The 18,462-nt window shown below is 47.8% G+C and carries 15 protein-coding genes; 7 read left to right on the top strand and 8 right to left on the bottom strand.

Annotated features, from left to right (window positions below):
• Window positions 1–19: 19 nt before the first annotated feature.
• The 3 genes from H6F66_RS24245 (at window position 20) to cobT (ending at window position 3,030) form a co-directional block, all read left to right on the top strand.
• Window positions 20–727 carry a Crp/Fnr family transcriptional regulator gene (locus tag H6F66_RS24245; RefSeq protein WP_190426744.1) on the top strand — a complete coding sequence of 236 codons (708 nt, stop codon included), beginning with the start codon at window positions 20–22 and terminating at the stop codon, window positions 725–727.
• 194 nt (window positions 728–921) lie between these two features.
• Window positions 922–1,752, top strand: coding sequence for a DUF2232 domain-containing protein (locus H6F66_RS24250; RefSeq protein ID WP_242019089.1), 831 nt, complete (start codon window positions 922–924; stop codon window positions 1,750–1,752).
• Between the two features lie 3 nt (window positions 1,753–1,755).
• Window positions 1,756–3,030, top strand: coding sequence for a nicotinate mononucleotide-dependent phosphoribosyltransferase CobT (gene cobT, locus H6F66_RS24255; protein WP_242019088.1), 1,275 nt, complete (start codon window positions 1,756–1,758; stop codon window positions 3,028–3,030).
• Window positions 3,031–3,088: 58 nt separating this feature from the next.
• Here cobT and H6F66_RS24260 read toward each other — a convergent pair whose 3' ends face one another.
• Window positions 3,089–3,466 (bottom strand): hypothetical protein, encoded by a 378-nt coding sequence (locus H6F66_RS24260; RefSeq protein WP_190426746.1) that lies wholly within the window; start codon window positions 3,464–3,466, stop codon window positions 3,089–3,091.
• A 481-nt stretch (window positions 3,467–3,947) separates the two neighbouring features.
• Between H6F66_RS24260 and H6F66_RS24265 the strand changes: the two genes are divergently transcribed.
• Window positions 3,948–4,586 (top strand): phycobiliprotein lyase, encoded by a 639-nt coding sequence (locus H6F66_RS24265; RefSeq protein ID WP_190426748.1) that lies wholly within the window; start codon window positions 3,948–3,950, stop codon window positions 4,584–4,586.
• Window positions 4,587–4,642: 56 nt separating this feature from the next.
• Window positions 4,643–5,806, top strand: coding sequence for an extracellular solute-binding protein (locus H6F66_RS24270; RefSeq protein WP_199295069.1), 1,164 nt, complete (start codon window positions 4,643–4,645; stop codon window positions 5,804–5,806).
• A 174-nt stretch (window positions 5,807–5,980) separates the two neighbouring features.
• Here H6F66_RS24270 and H6F66_RS24275 read toward each other — a convergent pair whose 3' ends face one another.
• The 4 genes from H6F66_RS24275 to H6F66_RS24290 all read right to left on the bottom strand — a co-directional run bounded on the left by H6F66_RS24275 (window position 5,981) and on the right by H6F66_RS24290 (window position 10,704).
• On the bottom strand, window positions 5,981–6,544 hold the full coding sequence (locus H6F66_RS24275; RefSeq protein WP_199295068.1) for a hypothetical protein: 564 nt from the start codon (window positions 6,542–6,544) through the stop codon (window positions 5,981–5,983).
• A 91-nt stretch (window positions 6,545–6,635) separates the two neighbouring features.
• On the bottom strand, window positions 6,636–8,447 hold the full coding sequence (locus tag H6F66_RS24280; protein ID WP_190426750.1) for a GGDEF domain-containing response regulator: 1,812 nt from the start codon (window positions 8,445–8,447) through the stop codon (window positions 6,636–6,638).
• 517 nt (window positions 8,448–8,964) lie between these two features.
• Entirely contained in the window at window positions 8,965–10,089 is a 1,125-nt protein-coding gene (locus H6F66_RS24285; RefSeq protein ID WP_190426751.1) for an aldo/keto reductase, read from the bottom strand.
• Between the two features lie 120 nt (window positions 10,090–10,209).
• Window positions 10,210–10,704, bottom strand: a complete 495-nt coding sequence (locus H6F66_RS24290) for a bifunctional nuclease family protein (protein WP_190426754.1) — start codon at window positions 10,702–10,704, stop codon at window positions 10,210–10,212.
• A 355-nt stretch (window positions 10,705–11,059) separates the two neighbouring features.
• Between H6F66_RS24290 and H6F66_RS24295 the strand changes: the two genes are divergently transcribed.
• The gene (locus H6F66_RS24295; RefSeq protein ID WP_190426757.1) at window positions 11,060–11,746 is read left to right on the top strand and encodes a riboflavin synthase; all 687 of its coding nucleotides are present in this window, start codon (window positions 11,060–11,062) and stop codon (window positions 11,744–11,746) included.
• A 104-nt stretch (window positions 11,747–11,850) separates the two neighbouring features.
• On the opposite strand, the gene H6F66_RS27870 is transcribed toward H6F66_RS24295, so the two are convergent.
• Together H6F66_RS27870 and H6F66_RS24305 are read right to left on the bottom strand one after the other, a co-directional pair.
• A complete protein-coding gene (locus H6F66_RS27870; RefSeq protein WP_242019087.1) occupies window positions 11,851–13,668 on the bottom strand; it encodes a M23 family metallopeptidase in 1,818 nt (605 codons plus the stop codon).
• Window positions 13,669–13,750: 82 nt separating this feature from the next.
• Window positions 13,751–14,530 carry a biotin--[acetyl-CoA-carboxylase] ligase gene (locus tag H6F66_RS24305; RefSeq protein WP_190426759.1) on the bottom strand — a complete coding sequence of 260 codons (780 nt, stop codon included), beginning with the start codon at window positions 14,528–14,530 and terminating at the stop codon, window positions 13,751–13,753.
• A 266-nt stretch (window positions 14,531–14,796) separates the two neighbouring features.
• Between H6F66_RS24305 and pgeF the strand changes: the two genes are divergently transcribed.
• Window positions 14,797–15,633: a peptidoglycan editing factor PgeF gene (gene pgeF / locus H6F66_RS24310; RefSeq protein WP_347269425.1), complete on the top strand. Its 837-nt coding sequence runs from the start codon at window positions 14,797–14,799 to the stop codon at window positions 15,631–15,633.
• Between the two features lie 261 nt (window positions 15,634–15,894).
• Here pgeF and H6F66_RS24315 read toward each other — a convergent pair whose 3' ends face one another.
• Window positions 15,895–18,429 carry a hypothetical protein gene (locus H6F66_RS24315; RefSeq protein WP_190426769.1) on the bottom strand — a complete coding sequence of 845 codons (2,535 nt, stop codon included), beginning with the start codon at window positions 18,427–18,429 and terminating at the stop codon, window positions 15,895–15,897.
• Window positions 18,430–18,462 lie beyond the last annotated feature (33 nt).

The raw sequence follows: 18,462 nt of genomic DNA on the forward strand, positions 1-18,462 counted from the left end.
TTACTTTTGCGATGGCCCGATGGAAGACAGATACAACTCCCGCGACCCAAATTCTAATCTCAATTCGTTGATTGTCTCCGCTCCTTTGTTTACTGGCTTACCAGAAACTGTTGTGCAGAAGGCGACTTCTCATGTCGTTACTCGTACTCATCCAGCAAATCAGGTGATTTTGCTGGAAAACGACTGGGGCGGCTCAGTATATTTCATCTTGGAGGGTTGGGCGAAAATTCGTACCTACAACCTCGATGGCAAAGAAGTTACTCTCAACATTCTTGGGAAAGGAGAACTCTTTGGCGAAATGGCAGCACTCGATGAGGTGCCTCGTTCTACGGATGTGATCACATTAACTCCCACGACGATTGGCAGTATGCCCGCTGCTGATTTCGTTCAGTTAATTAATAATGAACCCCTAGCAGGCGTGCGGTTGGCTCAGCTGATGGCAAAACGCCTGCGTCAAGTTAACCGTCGTCTCCGGTTGCGAGAATCGGACAGTATGTCGCGTGTAGCCGATACGTTGTTATTTCTCGCGGAAGGGCAGGGGAAAACTGCACAAAAAGGAATTAATATCCCGAATTTGCCTCATCGCGAGTTGAGTAGTCTCAGCGGACTGGCGCGGGAAACAGTGACGCGGGTACTGACAAAGTTGGAGAAAAAAGGGCTGATTATGCGCGATCACGATATCCTGTGTATTCCCGATATGGGAGCCTTGGAACGATTAATCGTGTAAGGCAAACTTAGGCATGGGGAGTGAGGAGGCGAAAAGTTGGAAATAAATAACTTATAACTCATAACTTTGTTCCCAATCCCCTATTTATCAATAAGAAATCTGGCTTTTCGGCAAAATCATCAATGGTGCCAGGGAATGATCCGCCTCAAAGTTAGATAAAGGTTAAATTAAAATCTGCCTGTTTTAAAATTTGCATGAGCGATCCTTTTAAAGACGGTGAAGGCGATCGCCCCAGCGATCCTCTGGAAACGGAAAATCAGCCGACCGGACTGGCGAACGCAGCAAGACAAAGTACAACTGGCCCTGAAAGCTTTAATCCACAAATGTCTGGGGACGGGGATAGAAGCGAAACAACAGGGACAATCAGCGCCCCACCAGACAATTTTTCTGAAGTTAAGGTGAGTGCGAAGTCTCCCCTGATATTGGTGGAAACTGCCTTTTTAGCTAGTACCTCTAGCTTAATTTGGCTGATTAATTATTACTTTCCCCTGGGGCCACTGTTGCGAATGTTTTTCCCGGTGCCAATTGCTTTGGCATACTTGCGCTGGGGATACCGCGCTGCTTGGATGGCGGCGTTGGTTTCTGGGTTGCTGTTGTCGGTGCTGATGGGGCCTACCCGCAGCATTCTCTTTGTTATCCCCTATGCTTTGATGGGTGTCCAGCTGGGGGCTATGTGGAGGCGCGGGAGTAACTGGCTGTTCTCGATTGGTATAGGTGGGATTATTGGGACGTTTGGATTCTTTTTTAGGTTTTGGCTGCTATCAATTTTACTGGGCGAAGACCTCTGGGTTTACACGACAAGCCAGGTGACGGAATTGGCAGAGTGGATATTTGTCAAGCTAGGGTTGCTCGCCCAACCGAGTCTTTATGTGGTTCAAGCGATCGCATTCGGCATGGTCATCCTGAGCAATATCATTTATCTATTCGTGGTGCATCTTGTGGCTTTGGTGCTACTGGATCGCTTAGGCAACCCAATCCCCCGTCCGCCAAACTGGGTACAAGTTTTATTAGATTACGAGGAATAAAGGATGATGGGAGAAGAAAGACAAGGGACTGGGGACTGGGGACAAGGTACTGGGGAAGAGATACAAGGGAGATTTCCCAATCCCCAATCCCCAATCCTCAATCCCCAATCCTCAATCCCCAATCCCGAATCCCGAATCCCCATTAACGTCTACACCCAACACGAACAGGGACACCGCTGGCTCCAGCGATATCGAGGACAGCCAGCGGTGTTTGCTTGTATTTTAGGATTTACTGACACCGCCTTGATCCCCGGCATTTCTGCGGCTGGTGCAACGCCAGGAGATCGGCGATACACTGCGATCGCAGATGCCGAATTTTTGTATAACGGCCCTCGCCAGCAGCCTCAATATCCTCTACCTCCCCTGCAAGCGGGAGCTTCACCAGTGCTAATCTCTCGCGCTGCAATCGAGGGTCTGAATATTCCAGTTTATTTATTTAATGCAGGTTTGCCCCAGCCGCCGAGTGTCCCAACAATTGATTTAGGGGGCTTTCCAGCCCGGTGTCTCAGTCAAGGAAATGCCCTGGAACTAACAATAGTAAAACATCTGCTCCAGCAGGGGCTTAGGTGGGGAGAAAAGCTGGCGGCAAATATTCCCAATGGGTATTTAATTCTGGGCGAGTGCGTGGTCGGGGGAACGACAACGGCTTTGGCTGTTTTAACTGGCTTGGGTTTCGCTGCTGTTGGTAAAGTCAACAGCAGCCACCCCAGTTGCAATCATTCCCAAAAGTGGGCTGTGGTGCAAGCTGGGCTACAAGCGGCGAGGATTGGGGACTGGAAAGACAAAAAAGTTGCTGTCTTCTCTTCCCCAGTCCCCAGTCCCGGCGAAGCAATTGACCCTTTGCAGCTAGTGGCGGCAATTGGAGATCCGATGCAAGTTGTGGCGGCGGGGATGGCGATCGCTGCTAGTCGTAGCTGCGGTGTTTTGCTTGCTGGTGGAACGCAAATGCTGGCTGTATATGCCTTGATGCAGGCAATATCACGTCAATGTAACCTGTCCTGGCAACCAGAACAAGTAGTGGTAGGAACAACCCGCTGGGTGGCAGAAGACTCTACGGGCGACACTGTTGGATTAGCAAAAACTATCAACCCAGTTTCCCTAATGGCTACTGGGCTAAGTTTTGCGGCTTCTCGTTACCCTCAACTGAGGGCTTATGAGCAAGGATATGTCAAAGAAGGTATGGGTGCAGGGGGATGCGCGATCGCAGCTACACTAACCCAAGGCTGGCACCAAAAGCAATTACTCTATGCTATTGAAACGTTGATAGAACGTTGTTGAAGTATTGAGTATTCAGTATGAAGTATAAATTTAACCTTTATCCTTCTGACTGTTGCTGTTAAGAGTGGATTCTTTTAGAAAGTAACTGTTCTTCCAAGGCGGCGATGCGATTATAAGCTGCTGTAAGTTGTGCGGTTAGGCGTTGGATTTGAATTTCCGGCGACAACTCCTTCTCACTACTGTTGAAGTTGCCGTCTAAACCATTGGTATCAACCAATACATCCTTATGCTCCATCACTGAAGTCATACTGCTGTAGCTTTGATACGAGTAGCGGCTATTATTTGCTCCTATCGGCGGGGGTGTACCAGCTTGGACAGGCGCTTGCTTGCTTTGCGACAGAGATTCAGAGACTTTCTGATTCATCTGTTCGAGCATTTCGTACACGACATCAACTTTATGACTTAAAACGACAATTTGCTTTTGAAGTGAATCCATGCAATTTCCTGGTGTGTAACTTCTCCGATCTTCATGTTATGAAACAACAGTTCAAATAGCGTTTTACTTATCAATTATTTAACTATTGGGTAAGATGAATTTTTTCACCAGGAGTTAAGCGTCTGTAAGACGCTGTATCCAGCATCTAGATAGACATGGCTGAGCGATTTCTTGATTGCCCGATTAATAAACTATGACTGGGAAACTCGCGATTTGGAAGCTTTATGGTAAATTCCGCTCTTTTACGGCTATCTTGGTTAATTTTTGTCTTCAACATTAAAAAATTTCTCAGCTAAAAGCATGGTAAGAAAATATACTCAGTAAATATGAAAATGCGGGCTATGTATGATGTTCCGGCGGCGGCACAAAAATATTGAAGGTTATAAATATCGTCTGTACACAAGAACACAAAGTTATGTTAATTTAATCAAATAAGCAAAATCCTTTTTATTGACGTAAATTTAGCCATTTAGAAGAAAAAATGCTCAGCATAAGAGAGTTTTTTACCGCTTGCACAGGAGTATGGACAACCGAAAGAACGTATCATTCTGTCTTAAGCGGTCAGGTGGAACGCTCTTATACAGAATTTCGGGTAGAACCCCTGACGCTGGAACAAAAGCAGCCAACTTTCGAGTTTTACTCGTTAAATGGAATTAAGGTAGACACCGATCAGGTGAAGGAAGATGATCATGTCTGTCCGGGGTTTGCGATCGCGTTTGATACCATCTCGGAAAAGGGCGAACAAGTAGCGATGAGTTTGAAGGCGCTATTTGTGCCAGATGCTTACGTGGTGTCAGAAGAATCGCCAGCCAAAAAGCCTTCTCTACCCATCGCCGCTGATGTTCCCGTCCGGGAAGAAGTCATTGAGGGTTTTTATCTGCGGGATGAGGGATACTCAGAACCAGGAGCGATTGTGGGGCGCTTTACTTATCAGCCTACTCGCCAAATCCTGGAAATGATAACTTACTATCGCCGTTCCGTAGCAGTGGATCAAATGCGGATTGTAGAGGATGATATCCGCTTACGCACGATTATTACCTACGAACGCCCTCAAAACGGCGAACCACCAACGGTTATTGAATTGGTAGGCTTTGGGGTAGAGCGGCGACAAAAAAATTAAAAAGAAAAAATTAAAAAGGCATTTTGCCTTTCTAGCCCCTGTTTTCACGACAGTTTATGATAAATCGACGGTCTTTTCTGCTGGGTGCTGGAACCCTGGCAATGAGTCAGCTGCTTGCAAGTTGTGGGAGTTCCCAAAACCCAGCTTTAAGAGTCAAACTGCTGAAAAATTCCATTCCCGCTCAGCTATTAAATGAATTTCGCCAGAGCCTAAAGCAATCAGCCACTCTGGATTTTACGCCAGAAACACAATTAAAAGAGTTATTTACCCGTCTGGAAACTTGGCACAAACCAAGCGAGACGGGAAAGGGTTGGATGCGGATACCCTTTATTACAAAGACACCAGTGATTGCTGACTTAGTGACGTTAGGAGATTACTGGTTAGCACAAGCAATAGAACAAAAACTAATTCAACCAATTGAGCCAACACAGACAGCAGGATGGAAGCAGTTACCGCGTCCTTGGCAAGAATTAGTAAGACGCAATGCACAAGGACAGTTGGACGCTTCGGGAAAGATTTGGGGCGCTCCTTACCGCTGGGGAAGCACTGTTATTGTGTATCGCCGCGATAAATTCAAGGCGTTGGGATGGGAGCCTAGAGATTGGCAGGATTTGTGGCGAGAAGAACTGCGCGATCGCATTTCTGTTTTGGATCAGCCGCGAGAAGTTATTGGTCTAACTTTAAAACGGCTAGGTCATTCTTATAATACGGAAAACCTGGATAAAGTTCCCGACTTAAAAGACGCTCTTGCTAAGTTAAAAGGGCAGATTAAGCTTTACAGTTCTGATACCTATCTGGAACCCTTACTTATAGGAGACACTTGGCTAGCGGTGGGTTGGTCAACTGATGTGCTGCCAGTTCTAAAAAGCGATCGCAACATCGCCGCCGTAGTTCCTCAGTCAGGAACCGCTCTCTGGGCAGATGTGTGGGTGCGACCTGCTGCTGCTTCCAAGTCTGAAGATACGGCAAATATCGCCTCTCTCCAAAACCAATGGATTGACTTTTGTTGGCAGCAAAAACAAGCCCTGGAAATTTCTTTATTCACTCGCGCCGCCTCACCAATTATCACAGGCATGAATCGATCTGAGTTACCAAAATCTTTACAGGCAAATTCAGTGTTACTGCCAGATACTCAGGTTCTAGAGAAAAGCGAATTTCTCTATCCCCTTTCTCAATCTACAGCTCTTAAGTACCTTTCTCTGTGGCAAGAAATCCGCTAAATGAAAAATTCTCATTCCCAGCCACAGAGGGGGAACGAAAATTTTTCATTTCTGGTTAGCGTAGGTTGGGAACCTCACCCAACCTACAATTATATTTAACTGTTTAAGCCATTGAAGGAGGCAGCGTCTCTAATAACTTCGTTCCCAGTTTCTGACTAAGAACGAGGATAATTTTTAATTTCTAGACCGAACTCGCCAACTATCCTGACCAATGGATTGTATATCCAGATCGCACACAGGGTTACTGGTACTAAAATCACAGGTGTAGGTAGCGATCGCCTCATCCGGCTCGTTAACAATAAAAACTCTAGTGCTGTAGCCGAAATCTCTAGCAACCGTACCCATTTTGTTGACAAAGCTATAGCGCCCCATATAGTCCAAAATACTCCAAAGTTGGCGGTTTACTATCAAATCCACCCGACGCTCATTCCGACGCTCATTCGGGTACGCTAACCAGTTTTCCAACAGCTTGCCACCAAACTGTTCGTCAGCCCACCAGAGACTAGGATTTGTTAGCCCCGTCTCTGACATACTATTTGCTGTAATGACATTGCCCCTTAGCGGTGTTGCCTCCGGATTGAGCAGTTTGAATTCTAAAGGTTTGGTAGAAGGCAGCAGCAGGGATGGTGTTTGTGCTTGCACTAAAAAAGGCGATAGACAATAAATAATAGGGAATAAGTAATAAACAATATTTTTTCCTCGTTGCTGTTTCCTGTTTTGTTTTCCTTGAGGTTTCATTTTTACTTACTTTAATCTCGTCTCTATTATTGTCTAGGGATTGTTGGCTAAGGTTCCCGACTTTAAAAGTGCCTACTACAAGGGGGAAAGTTTAAAGTAACAAACGTTTACCCCTAAATAGCATTGTTTCCATCTCAGCTGCTGGGATGGGACGACTGAACAGATAGCCTTGCATAGCATCGCACTGCTGCTGGCTTAAGAATGCCAGTTCAGCTTCGGTTTCTACTCCTTCCGCCGTGACTTTGAGATTGAGATTGTGAGCCAGTTGAATTACGGCAGTCATAATTGCTTGATTTTGGGCATCGCTGGTGACATCTGAGACAAAAGAACGATCGATTTTTAAGGTATCAAAGGGAAATTGTTTGAGATAGCTCAGGGAAGCATAGCCTGTGCCAAAATCATCAATGGCTATGTCAATGCCCAGTTGCTTCAACTCGTTTAAGGTAGCGATCGCGCCTGTAGCATTTTCCACCAAAATGCTCTCAGTCAGCTCTAATCCCAAAGTAGTTGGATGAACACCGACACTTTCTAATATCTGCACAATTCGCTGACTCAGCTCCGGTTGACTGAATTGCCGCCCCGACAAATTCACCGACACCCGGAACGATGAAAATCCACTATCTCGCCATCTCTGAGCTTGAGCGCAGGCAGTTTGCAACACCCACTCCCCAAGCGGAACAATCAAGCCTGTCTCCTCTGCCAGAGGAATAAACTCTGCTGGTGAAACCATTCCCCGGACGGGGTGCTGCCAACGCACTAAGGCTTCAGCACCGATGATTTTCCCACAGGAAAGATTTACAATCGGCTGATAATAAACCTGAAATTCTTTTTGTTCTAAGGCACGACGCAAACTCGCCTCTAGCTCCAGTTCTTCGCTAGAACCGACATTTATATCTGGAGTATAAAACTGATAGTTATTTCCCTGAAGTTTCTGGGTATAAAACATCGCCGCTGAAGCTTTCTTCATCAGGCTGTCTAGATCCTGCCCATTTCTTGGATAAAAGGCAATGCCAATGCTGGCAGAGAGGAAAACTTCACCGCTTTCTAAGGTGAAAGATTCATTAATAGATGACACTATGGCTTGTGCAACACTGGCAACCATTTGTCTTTGACTTAAGGTTGCTAGAATAATTACAAATTGATCGGCATTCAAGCGAGCGATAGTGTCTTGTTTGCTAAGACAGGCTGTTATCCGTTCGGCGATTTTTTTAATTAATCTGTCGCTATTTTGATTTCCTAAGCCCTCGTTGATGCGGTTGAACCGATCCAATCCCAGGTATAGAAGTGGAACCCAATTTTGGAAGGAAGATTCGCTGATAGGGATCTGGGAAACTGGTGAGAATGTAGATTCTAATTCCTCGCTGCTCCTGAACCCGTCTAGCTCTCTCCCTCGCTCCCTGCTGTCTATTATTTGACTGAACCGTTCTCGCAATAGCAACCGATTGGGAAGGTTAGTAATGTTGTCGTAATAAAGTAAGTGATTTAGTCTTTCTGCTGCCTGTCTGAGTGCCACGGTATAGGGTTGAGTAATGGCTGTTTGTCTTTTTAGGCGGGCAGCGATCGCGCCTAGCAGTTCATCTGGCGTACACGGCTTAGTTACATAGTCGTCTGCCCCAAGCTCCATACCTTGACGCAAATCGCCTCGTTCAGCCTTAGCGCTCAGGAAAATGAAGGGAATTGTCGCCGTCATTGGATCTTGACGTAGTGTTTTCAGCACCCCATAACCGTCCAGTTCGGGCATCATAACATCACAAATAATTAAATCGGGGCCGATAGCCCTTGCCATTTGTACCCCGATTAAGCCATTTTCTGCACCAGTAGCATCGAAATTTTCCGCCTCCAGCAGTTCTAAAATGTTGTACCGGACAAATTCTTCGTCTTCTATTACTAAAATCTTTTTCATAGCTTTTTAGTAGTTTTGTCCTTTTCTCTATAATTAACAACTGCTTGCTAACGACCACTTCACAACAAGCGCAGTATCCACATCATCCCTATCTTTGACTATTTGTTTACATTTTTAAACTTTCTTAACTTGTTAATTATAGCTGATTCTGTTTTTATCAGAAAACGCCACCGCTATTGCTAATTTCCTGACAGATTGCTTTACTTATGCTTCCTTTTCTAAAGAAGCGTTAATATTTTTATTATTTATCTATAATTGTGCTTTTTTATAAGCTAAAGAAATTCATTGGTAATATTTAAAAATTTTAGGGAATATTTGATTAAATAAGAGAGCAAATCTCTCTCTTGTTTGGGCAGTAACTTTTATTCCATGCCACCTTAAAGACGTTTCTGCTATGGACAAAATTCGGCTTTGCTGAATAGAAAGAACCTATTTAGGGACTCGTGTACTGGGGACTGAGGACTAGGAGGACAAAGAAGCTTTCCCAAAGTCTACCCAATCCCCAATCCCACGATAGTTATTCCCAAAGCCGACGGCCAGCTTGCCCATTGAGACGCTGGTGCGAGTCTCGCAAAAGAGCTGGGATGGCCAGATTTTGGGGACAATGGGGCAGACAATCACCACAGTCGGTGCAGCGATCGCCTTTGCTTCCCCAAAACCAGTGACCCGCGTTTTCAAACATCCGGTAGCGGTATTTACCATACTCGGTCATGTCGTAAGCAACAGCTAAATTACGCAGCCGCAACACTTCCGGGATATTGATATTTTCTGGACAAGGTAAGCAGGCGTAGCATTGGCTACATAGGTCAGTGGAGAGAGTCTCTACTAAATGAGTCTCCAAGCGCCCAAAAACTTCAACTTCAGCCTGGGTGAGAAATTCATCGCCCTCAGCCACAGTCAAAGGCTCCCTCAGTTCCTCTGGGTTAGCTGCACCTATACTGAGGGTGGTAATCCGCTGATCGCTTAATAAAAATTTGTAATTTAGTTCCAGTGGCGAGAAAGGTTGACACAGATGTTTCAGGGTTTCTGGTGGAGTGTAGAGTTGTCCTCCTTTATCTGCTGGCGAAATAATAAAAACACCCATATCCTTTTGGTGAGCTAACTCAACCGCTGGGGCATTGTGCTGAAAGAAGTAGTAATAGTGCAGGTTAACAAATTCAAACAGGTCGGTGTTAATCGCCGCCAGAATGACCTCCAGCGGTGCGTGAGTGGAAAAACCAACGTGTCGGACGCGATCGCTATTTACGGCTTCCACTACCGCCTGCATACAGCCGGACTGCACCCAGTCCAGATGTTCCCAAGTATTGATCCCATGAATTGCCAGACAATCCACGTAGTCCAGCTGTAGTCTCAACAGCGACTCGTCAATGTACTGACGCATAGTATCAGCGTCAGGTGTCGGCGGAATTTTAGTGGTGATGTAAAGCTGCTCTCGCGACAGAGGTAATCCAGCTTTTAAGGCAGCACCAAGATACTGCTCGCTTTTGCCATAACCTCTAGCCGTTTCTAAGTGATTAATTCCTAAAGAAACAGCCTGCTGTACTGTCTGGCGTGCATTTTCTTCAGAAGCCAGACAGCGCATAGTTCCTATAGAAAACACCGATAGTGGTAGATTCGTTTTTCCAAACCGCCGATAACGCATATCAATTTTGGATTTTTAATTTTGGATTTTGGATTAAATAGCGCCTAGTCAAGCATATGAATCTTTACTTGGAGGCTAGATGCCCCAATTCTTCAATCTAAAATCCAAAACTAAAAATTGCTACTCGCTCAAACCTCCTCGCTGAATCAAATCCTCTGGTCGGAGCTTGGAGACAAAATCTCGGAAGGCTCGGCGTTCTGCTTCGTCAGCATCGCGGTCAACGGGAATTGAGGCATCGGCAACGACTTCTTCCATCACCCAGATGGGACTATCAGTGCGGATGGCAACAGCGATCGCATCGCTAGGACGAGCATCAATCTCCTTCTTTACCTCACCTTGGCGAACGCTCAGGATCGCGTAAAATGTATTGTCCTGAAGCGAGTGAATAATGATTCTTTCCAGAGTCATATTCCACGCTTCTAAAATATTGACAATCAAATCGTGAGTGAGAGGGCGGGGAGGAGTCTGTTTTTCCAAAGCACTGATAATTGCCTTTGCCTGATCTTGTCCAATATAGATTGGCAATGCCCGTCGCTCCGAAGCATCTTTGAGCAATACTATCGGACTGCGCGTGACGGCATCTAATGCAATTCCAGCAACTCTCATTTCAATCATCAGCTTGGCCTCTAGAACACGGTAGGCGTCGGGGTGGGTAAAGCAAAGCTATAAACTGGTATTAGACGGATCTGGGATTTAACAAATACGCTTGCGGTTCTAATCACCTTACCAAGCGACGGTACAACCAGCTGTGAAGACTTGGTTAAGTTGGGATCAACCAAGCTGTATTTCCCAGTATGCCGCAGTCTTAGGTCGATTGGGCTGGGAATTTTACTAAAAAATATAGACCTCGTATTGTCCGTTGCTAATGGCTAACTGCTAATGGCTAAGTGCTAATGGTTTTGAAACCATTAGCACTTAGCCATTAGCCAGAGACTAATCACCGTTATTTACCTAATTTCAGCGAAAAATAGTGTTTACCGGATTAATTCAAGCATTGGGAACCATTTATCCCTTGGGAGAAGACCGCTTTGAGCTTTCAGCGCTTGGAGATGCCTCCCAGATGATTTTACCGACTCTTGCGATCGGTGACAGTGTAGCCGTTGATGGCGTTTGTCTGACGGTTGAGGAGATTTTGCCCGAAGGTTTTGTGGCAGCCGCTTCTCCGGAAACTCTCAAACGCACAACTTTGGGACAGCGACAGCAAGCCGCCGCCTATGTGAATTTAGAAACGTCTCTACGGGTTGGCAGCAAGCTGGGGGGGCATTTTGTGACTGGCCACGTAGACGGAATTGGCTATTTAAAGGAATCTTTACAAACCTCTAACTCTTGGGAGATGCGCTTTGCGGCACCTGCGGGAGTTGCTAGGTACATCATCCCCAAAGGCAGCATTGCTGTCAACGGGGTGAGTCTAACGGTGGCAGATTGCGACCAGGCTGGCAGCTGGTTTACGGTGGCTGTAATTCCTCACAGTTATGCCGAGACAAATCTTGCTTATTTACAGACTGGCGGTTTGGTAAATTTGGAAGCGGATATTTTGGGCAAATACGTAGAAAAATTTCTCCATTCTCCAGCTATTGCGGTTGAGGAAGAGACACCCGCTACTGTTGGTTTGCATAATATTACACCCTCATTCTTGGCAGAACACGGGTATCTGTGAAAGGGTGTAGCTATGTTTCCCCGAATCTTGGGGCAAGACAGGTCAAAGGCAAAAGAGAGAAAAATATATTAATTTTTTGCCTTTGACTTTTATCTTTTGCCTTCTTAACTGTCTGGTTGCATTGTTTGAGGAATTGTTTGAGGAGTTGTTTGAGGAATTGTTTGAGGAATTGTTTGAGGAGTTGTTTGAGGAGTTGTTTGAGGAGGTGCCTGGGCCACTTGTAAGGCTTTGATCAGTTGCGCCAAACCATACTCTAGTTGAGCGCCTGAGTTCATCGCCATCCAGCCTGACTCGGTTAACTGGCGGACTTCAAAGTGGAGATGAGGTCCTGTGGAATTACCAGTGCTGCCAACTCGCCCAATTACGGTTCCCTGTTCGATAACTTGGCCTGGTTGGACAAGGATTTCTGAGAGGTGAGCGTAGAGGGTTTCTTGGGTTTCGTTGTGCTGGAGGACAATGGCTTGACCGTAACCGCCCATCCAGTCCGCGATCGCTACTCTACCAGCGTATGCTGCTAGAACTGGCGTTCCCATCGGTGCGCCCAGGTCAGTACCTGCGTGGAATCTGCGACTACCGGAAATTGGATGTACCCGCCAGCCAAACAGTGAGGTAATTGGTGCCGGAACCGCCAGTGGGAAAATTAAGCTGGTGTTGCCGTTGCTCAAGCCTCGAAAAATGGTGGGAATTAGTGGCTTGTAACTGGGTACATTTTGTGGTGTGTATTCGCGTTCTGACTGGAAGTTGGAAGCGATCGCAGGCGCTGAGGAGGAAGTCCTGTCGCGACGATAACGAGTGCGATTACTGCGATCGCGAATCGGGCCAATTTGCACAGGCCCGGCAGATGCCAGCAGGGTTCCCCTGCGGCTATTGCGTTCTAGCCTAGATGCCAGACGAGAGCGCCGTAACCCAGAGCGGTTTGAGTACCCTACAGCCCTGATAGCTTCTGTTACTTCAGCTCGATTCCCGGACTCTCTAGCCCTGATAGCTTGCCGTACCTCATTTCCGTAGGTTCTACGGCTTCTGGGAGAAGAAGCTAGGTTAGCGGTTACGCGATCGCGTCTTCTGGAGGCTACCCTACCACTACCACAAAGGCCGCCGGATACTCCCTCTCCGCTTTGTAAAACACTTTGACATCCAGTTGAGCGTTCCGACAACACAACCTCAGGCGGTTCCTCATAAGAGCCACTAGGCTCCTCGCCTCCACTCGTCGCTCCAAGACTGTAATCTGTAGGGTCGATGTAGTTATTGTTGTAGTCGCTGGATGCGATCTCTGTCTCCCCTGGTTTGCTGGGTGCAAGCTTAGGAGGCTTCACATAAGAAATCGCGTTTGGCTCCAGCAAATTTGGGGCAGAAAGTTCTGGTTCTCTAGATACGGCAGTAGACTCCACTGCTGGTGCTGAGCGACGGCGGCGAGCTACAGTAGGCTCGGCGGCGGGTGAATAGCGGCGGCGGAATGCAGCTGACGCTTGCTCTAATTCTGGTGAATAGCGGCGGCGGGAAGCAATTGGCTTTGGTGTTGAGCGGCGGCGGCGGGAAGCAACCGGCTTTGGTGTTGAGCGGCGGCGAACTACACTAGGCTCTGACGCTGTTGGTGTTGAGCGGCGGCGAACTACACTAGGCTCTGACGCTGTTGGTGCCGAGCGACGACGGGGGACAAAAGCCCGCTCTGGTTGTGCAATAGAGCGGCGACGTGCAGCCGGAGGTGCTGGCGGACGCGGCGAGTTTGACTCAAATCTTACAACAGGCGGTGCTTCTTGGGTTGTGGACGAGCCTATATTGTCTATACTCGGATCGGTCTGGGCCACAACCCAGCCGCTGCTGATGACACCGATACCGCCAATCCAACTCAGTCCCTGCATCAGCACTTTACGGCGGCAGAATAAGCCAAACAAAGTACAACTAGGGTGGTTTCGCTCTTGCATTTGGGAATCACTCCTCATTTCACTGGCTCTCAATAGTTAAGTCTGGTAAGTCTTCACCCATTTCACCCTGGAGCTGGAAAAATCACCGTTCATAGCCCAGACTGATTGTACCGGGCTGGAGGCAAATTTCTTCGGCTGCGGCTCCTGAGTACAAGCGGACTCGCAGTTCGCCAGTAGGTGCGACTCCCACAACGACTCCAGAACGTCCGTCTACGATTACACAACGACCTTTGCTAGTGAGAAGCTCTAAGTAAGAGGGTAACAGAGTCTCTATCTGTTTCGGCGAGGCGTATTGGTATCCGGTAAAAATTCCCTGTAGAGTAATTGCTGCTAGACTTTCCAGGGATGTAATTACTTGTTGTGGCTGCTGTTCAAAGAATGATTGTAAATTAATTCCAGTTTCAGGTACTGGGTTAGTCCAGTTAATCCCTACGCCTACGACTGCTTTGGTAATTTTTCCCTGCTGCACTCTAGTTTCGGTAAGAATGCCGCCTAGTTTGCGTCCCCAAAGTATTAAATCGTTGGGCCATTTAATAAATACTGGGATGCTGTGACTACGTAATGCCGTGGCAATTCCCCAAGCACTGCATAAAGTCAGAAGAGCGCTATTTATTGCTGGTAGGTTGGGAGCTAGGGCTAGGGATAGGTAAAGTCCACCGAGGCTTGATTGCCATTGACGACCCCACTGACCCCGCCCAGCAGTTTGTTCAAGAGCGATCGCTACCGTTCCCGGTTCTGCCCCTTGATCCATCAATTTCCAGACGGTTTGGTTGGTGGAGGGGAGTGTCTCAAATATATGATAGGAAAGCTTTAGAGGCACTTCCCCTACCGAGGCTTCCAGCCAATGTTGATTAAATGCCACATCTTAGACCAGTTGCAATAACCCGCCAGAGATTAAAATTTCTGGCTAATAGCCTTTAGTCCTCTTAAGAGGACTAAAGGCTGATCGTATAAAGATTTCAGTCTATTTTAAGGGACTTTCGCTATTAGCCAAGAAATTTATTTCTTGGCGAGTTTTCAGGCTTATTGAGAATAGGGCAAGATGTCAATTAAATGCCACTGATGCAAAATCACTAATTGGTTACATAAGTTAGCATGATCTCACTGACATTTGAGGAGTGTTAACAGATGGCAATGCTTTCCCGCACCGATCTGAATTTGGGCGCAGGAGAATCGCAAAATCTTACTAATATCTGGAATTGGCATAATTGGGAAGGATTGCCCTATTTAACTTGTAGCTTGCTAAGAAACTGGCCTCACGGTTTTTTTACGCAACAATTTTCACCGCGCTATCCGGCGGAATTAGTGGGGGTTTTACAGCCCGAGGCTCAGGTTTATCGAGTTAAACAGGTGCATGGCAATGTTGTGATGACACCTTCCCAAATTGAAGAGGCTGCCGATTGTCAAGAGTTACCCCCGGCTGATGGGATTGTGACGGAACTTCCCCAGGAGTCGGTGTGGGTAGCAAGTGCTGATTGTACTCCGGTTTTAATTGCTGATACCCAAACGGGGCAGGTTGGGGCAGTTCATGCAGGTTGGCGCGGTACTGCTAGGAAAATTGTTCCGCAAGCGATCGCTCGTCTTCTAGCAAACGGATCGCAACTGCAAAATCTGCGTGTGGCGATGGGCCCTGCGATCGCTGGTGAAGTTTATCAGCTTTCTGTTAATGTAGCGGCTGAAGTTGGGGCTAGTATTATCCCACAGCTAGACCCAGAAAAAGATTTAGAAGCAATTTTGGATGCCTTGCAGCAGTTGCCCAATTCGCCTCTGTTGCCAGATCCACAGCCAGGACGGGTGCGCTTGGATGTGCGGCGAGTCAACGAGTTGCAACTAGAACAGATGGGAGTTAGTAGCGAACAAGTAAGCGTAGCACCTCACTGCACCTACCAGGAACCAGAATTTTTCTTCTCTTATCGGCGGGACAAGCTGAAAAAAGTTCAATGGTCAGGCATTGTTAGCATCTAGAGAGCCATAAAGCCTTGCGTTGCCCAGGCTTTGTTTGTTCGCCCTTGATTACTCTTCGGCAAGGCGAAGCACCTACAGTCCTTAAGGCTACATAAACGAAAAAATCGCCTCCAGTTCATGACCTGGAGGCGATTGCTATATCACTTTTCTAACTCAAGTTAGCAGTACCCTAGTCTTGGCAACTCGTCTCCTGTAGCCTAGAGCGCGAGTTGCACGTTTTTCCTCAAATCAGAGCATCAGCATTTGATTAAGTGGTAGCTACTATTGACCTGTAGCGGGTAAGCCTGTTGTACCTGTAGCTGGAGCTGTTGTGCCTGTTGTACCTGTAGCTGGAGCTGTTGTGCCTGTTGTACCTGTAGCTGGAGCTGTTGTGCCTGTTGTACCTGTAGCTGGGGCTGTAGAAGCTCCGTTATCATCGTCGTCACCGTCGTCATCGTCACCGTCGTCATCGTCACCGTCGTCGTCACCTTGCTCAGTGGTTGTGCCGGAAGGTGATGTAGTCGTCGGTGTGGTTGTGGTGCCGGTGGTAGGGGTTGTAGAGGTTCCGTTATCGTCGTCGTCGTTATCGTCGTCGTCGTTGTCGAAACCTTCGGGGTTAGAAACCTGAGTTGTCGGAATCTCATACAGACCCGTCATCCCAGGAATGAGCTTACTTCCTGGTCCTACTGACTGCCAAGCTTGCACTACCCGACCTTGGTCTTTCTTGTCTTTGTAATGACCGTAGGCGTTACCGCGACCGTTATTTTGGCGTTCAACCAGCAAAATGCGATCGTTACTACCGCGCTCAACGGATACGCTGACGCTGGTATTGCTGCCAGGGACGAAAATGGGGTAGAGCCTTGAAGCACTGCTGACGAAAGCGTTATTCAGGGCGATCAGGTTGATGGTTTGCTCGTTGTAAAGTGTGACAGTCGTGCCTGAGCCTGAGCCTGCGCTAGAACCGCCGCCTGCGCTAGAACCGCCGCCTGCGCTAGAACCGCCGCCTGCGCTAGAACCACCGCCTGCGCTAGAACCACCGCCTGCGCTAGAACCACCGCCTGCGCTAGAACCACCGCCTGCGCTAGAACCACCGCCTGCGCTAGAACCACCGCCTGCGCTAGAACCGCCGCCGCCGAAGCTACCGCCGCCGCTGCCGAAGCTACCGCCGCCACCGAAGCTGCCGCTGAAGCTGCCGCCGCCACTGCTGTAGTAGTTATCGATGTTAACGTTATTGTTCAGGTTAATGGCGAATTGCTGGTTTTGCGAAGAGTAGAAGCCTGTGTTGTTGTTTACATTTGCACCAGCGCCATAGCTATAGCTACTGTTGCCATAGTAGAAATTGTTGGTGGTGCTGTTAGCAGAAGCATCGTATGAAGCGAAGTTACTGGCGATCGCACCTACCTTGAATTGGGTACGACCCAGACTATCTCCCTTGGCTGTGAAACCATTAGAGCCATCTTGCTTAAACTCAAACTCAGTTCGGCTCTGCGGGCTGACATAGCTAACAGTTCTGCTGCCTGTCACCGTGGTGATACCAACACCTTCGCCTTTAACTTTAAAGTCGATCGGAGAAGTGTTAACACCAGATGAAAGTTTCAGTTCGCGGATGTTAGATCCACCCAGTTGAATGTCAGCGCCATTTACGGTGCCTTCGACCGTGAATTTTTGGTCTCCTTGACCCTCAATTTTGAATTTGGTTTGGGCAGTATCGCTTTTGAAAGCTAGCTTGCTGTCAGTGTTGCTGAAGCTTTGAGCGATCGTTGTGCTGCTAGTTGTGCTGTCGTCCCCAGTGCCGCCTGTGGTGGTGCCGCCAGTTGCTGTGGTGCCGCCTGTGGTCGTGCTGCCTGTGTTGCTGCCTGTGGTGGTGCCGCCTGTATTGCTGCCTGTGGTCGTGCCGCCTGTGGTCGTGCCGCCTGTGGTCGTGCCGCCTGTGGTCATGCTGCCTGTGTTGCTGCCTGTGGTGGTGCCGCCTGTGGTCATGCCGCCTGTGGTACCGCCTGTGGTACCGCCGCCTGTGGTGGCAGAAGTGGTACTAGGTTGCTCGGCAAAAGTGTTAGTTAAGGTTCCGAATCCTTTGCCCTCAATCTCGAATTTTGTGCGTTGCCCCACAACAACTGGAGGAACATTAGGAGTGTTGCCACTTCCGGCACCGAAACGAACAGTTGGAGGCAAAGCAATGGAACCCGAAGTCAGTTGTCCATTATAGGGGCCAACTTGCAGGAACCCACTTCTGGAATTAAAGTTTGTCTGAGACTGAGTAGATAGCGTAATAGGTGCCACTGGCAGGAAAACAGGGGGAGCGTTACCTGCAACCTTGGGGGTAATCAACGAGCCTGTCAAAAAGGCATCGGTGGTAAAGGAATTTAATTTGAAGTCTATTCTTGCTGGGACATTGGTGAACGGAACTAGAAAACCGTTAGATGTAGAGGCTATCCCAGATAGGCCGCCAAGCAAGGTAGCTTCGTCACCCGCTCCAGGAGTACCAACGTTGCCAGCACCCGTATCTTTGAAACTGGCTGCTTGCGGTTTGAAAGTAGCAGTGTTTGTATTTCCGGAAGTGGTTTGAAGTTGAAGACTGTTGACGGTAGCATCAAACAGAACTGGAGCGTTAGGAGTGGAGCCTAATTGATTTTGTATCGTCGAAAAGAAGGCAGCTGTTCCTGCGACTGTACCACCTGTAATCTGAACCCTTTGGGCTTGTCCGCTTGTAGTTGTAGTCGAAGTAGCTTGTTGGGCTTGAGCGTTGGGGGCAAGAGCGATCGCTAAGCCTCCGGCTAGACCTAAACAAACAGCATACTTATTTGATTTAGCAATCATGTAAGGACTCCATCAGTGAGTGAATAACAATGT

It is taken from the genome of Trichocoleus sp. FACHB-6 (genome assembly GCF_014695815.1).
Classification (GTDB): domain Bacteria; phylum Cyanobacteriota; class Cyanobacteriia; order Cyanobacteriales; family FACHB-T130; genus Funiculus; species Funiculus sociatus.

Bases quoted from the DNA above. Each gene is read 5' to 3' on its own strand.
- H6F66_RS24290 (WP_190426754.1), bottom strand. From the start codon at position 10,704: ATGATTGAAATGAGAGTTGCTGGAATTGCATTAGATGCCGTCACGCGC.
- pgeF (WP_347269425.1), top strand. From the start codon at position 14,797: ATGGCAATGCTTTCCCGCACCGATCTGAATTTGGGCGCAGGAGAATCG.
- H6F66_RS27870 (WP_242019087.1), bottom strand. From the start codon at position 13,668: ATGCAAGAGCGAAACCACCCTAGTTGTACTTTGTTTGGCTTATTCTGC.
- H6F66_RS24265 (WP_190426748.1), top strand. From the start codon at position 3,948: ATGCTCAGCATAAGAGAGTTTTTTACCGCTTGCACAGGAGTATGGACA.
- H6F66_RS24285 (WP_190426751.1), bottom strand. From the start codon at position 10,089: ATGCGTTATCGGCGGTTTGGAAAAACGAATCTACCACTATCGGTGTTT.
- H6F66_RS24270 (WP_199295069.1), top strand. From the start codon at position 4,643: ATGATAAATCGACGGTCTTTTCTGCTGGGTGCTGGAACCCTGGCAATG.
- H6F66_RS24275 (WP_199295068.1), bottom strand. From the start codon at position 6,544: ATGAAACCTCAAGGAAAACAAAACAGGAAACAGCAACGAGGAAAAAAT.
- H6F66_RS24315 (WP_190426769.1), bottom strand. From the start codon at position 18,429: ATGATTGCTAAATCAAATAAGTATGCTGTTTGTTTAGGTCTAGCCGGA.
- H6F66_RS24250 (WP_242019089.1), top strand. From the start codon at position 922: ATGAGCGATCCTTTTAAAGACGGTGAAGGCGATCGCCCCAGCGATCCT.
- H6F66_RS24280 (WP_190426750.1), bottom strand. From the start codon at position 8,447: ATGAAAAAGATTTTAGTAATAGAAGACGAAGAATTTGTCCGGTACAAC.
- H6F66_RS24260 (WP_190426746.1), bottom strand. From the start codon at position 3,466: ATGGATTCACTTCAAAAGCAAATTGTCGTTTTAAGTCATAAAGTTGAT.
- cobT (WP_242019088.1), top strand. From the start codon at position 1,756: ATGATGGGAGAAGAAAGACAAGGGACTGGGGACTGGGGACAAGGTACT.
- H6F66_RS24245 (WP_190426744.1), top strand. From the start codon at position 20: ATGGAAGACAGATACAACTCCCGCGACCCAAATTCTAATCTCAATTCG.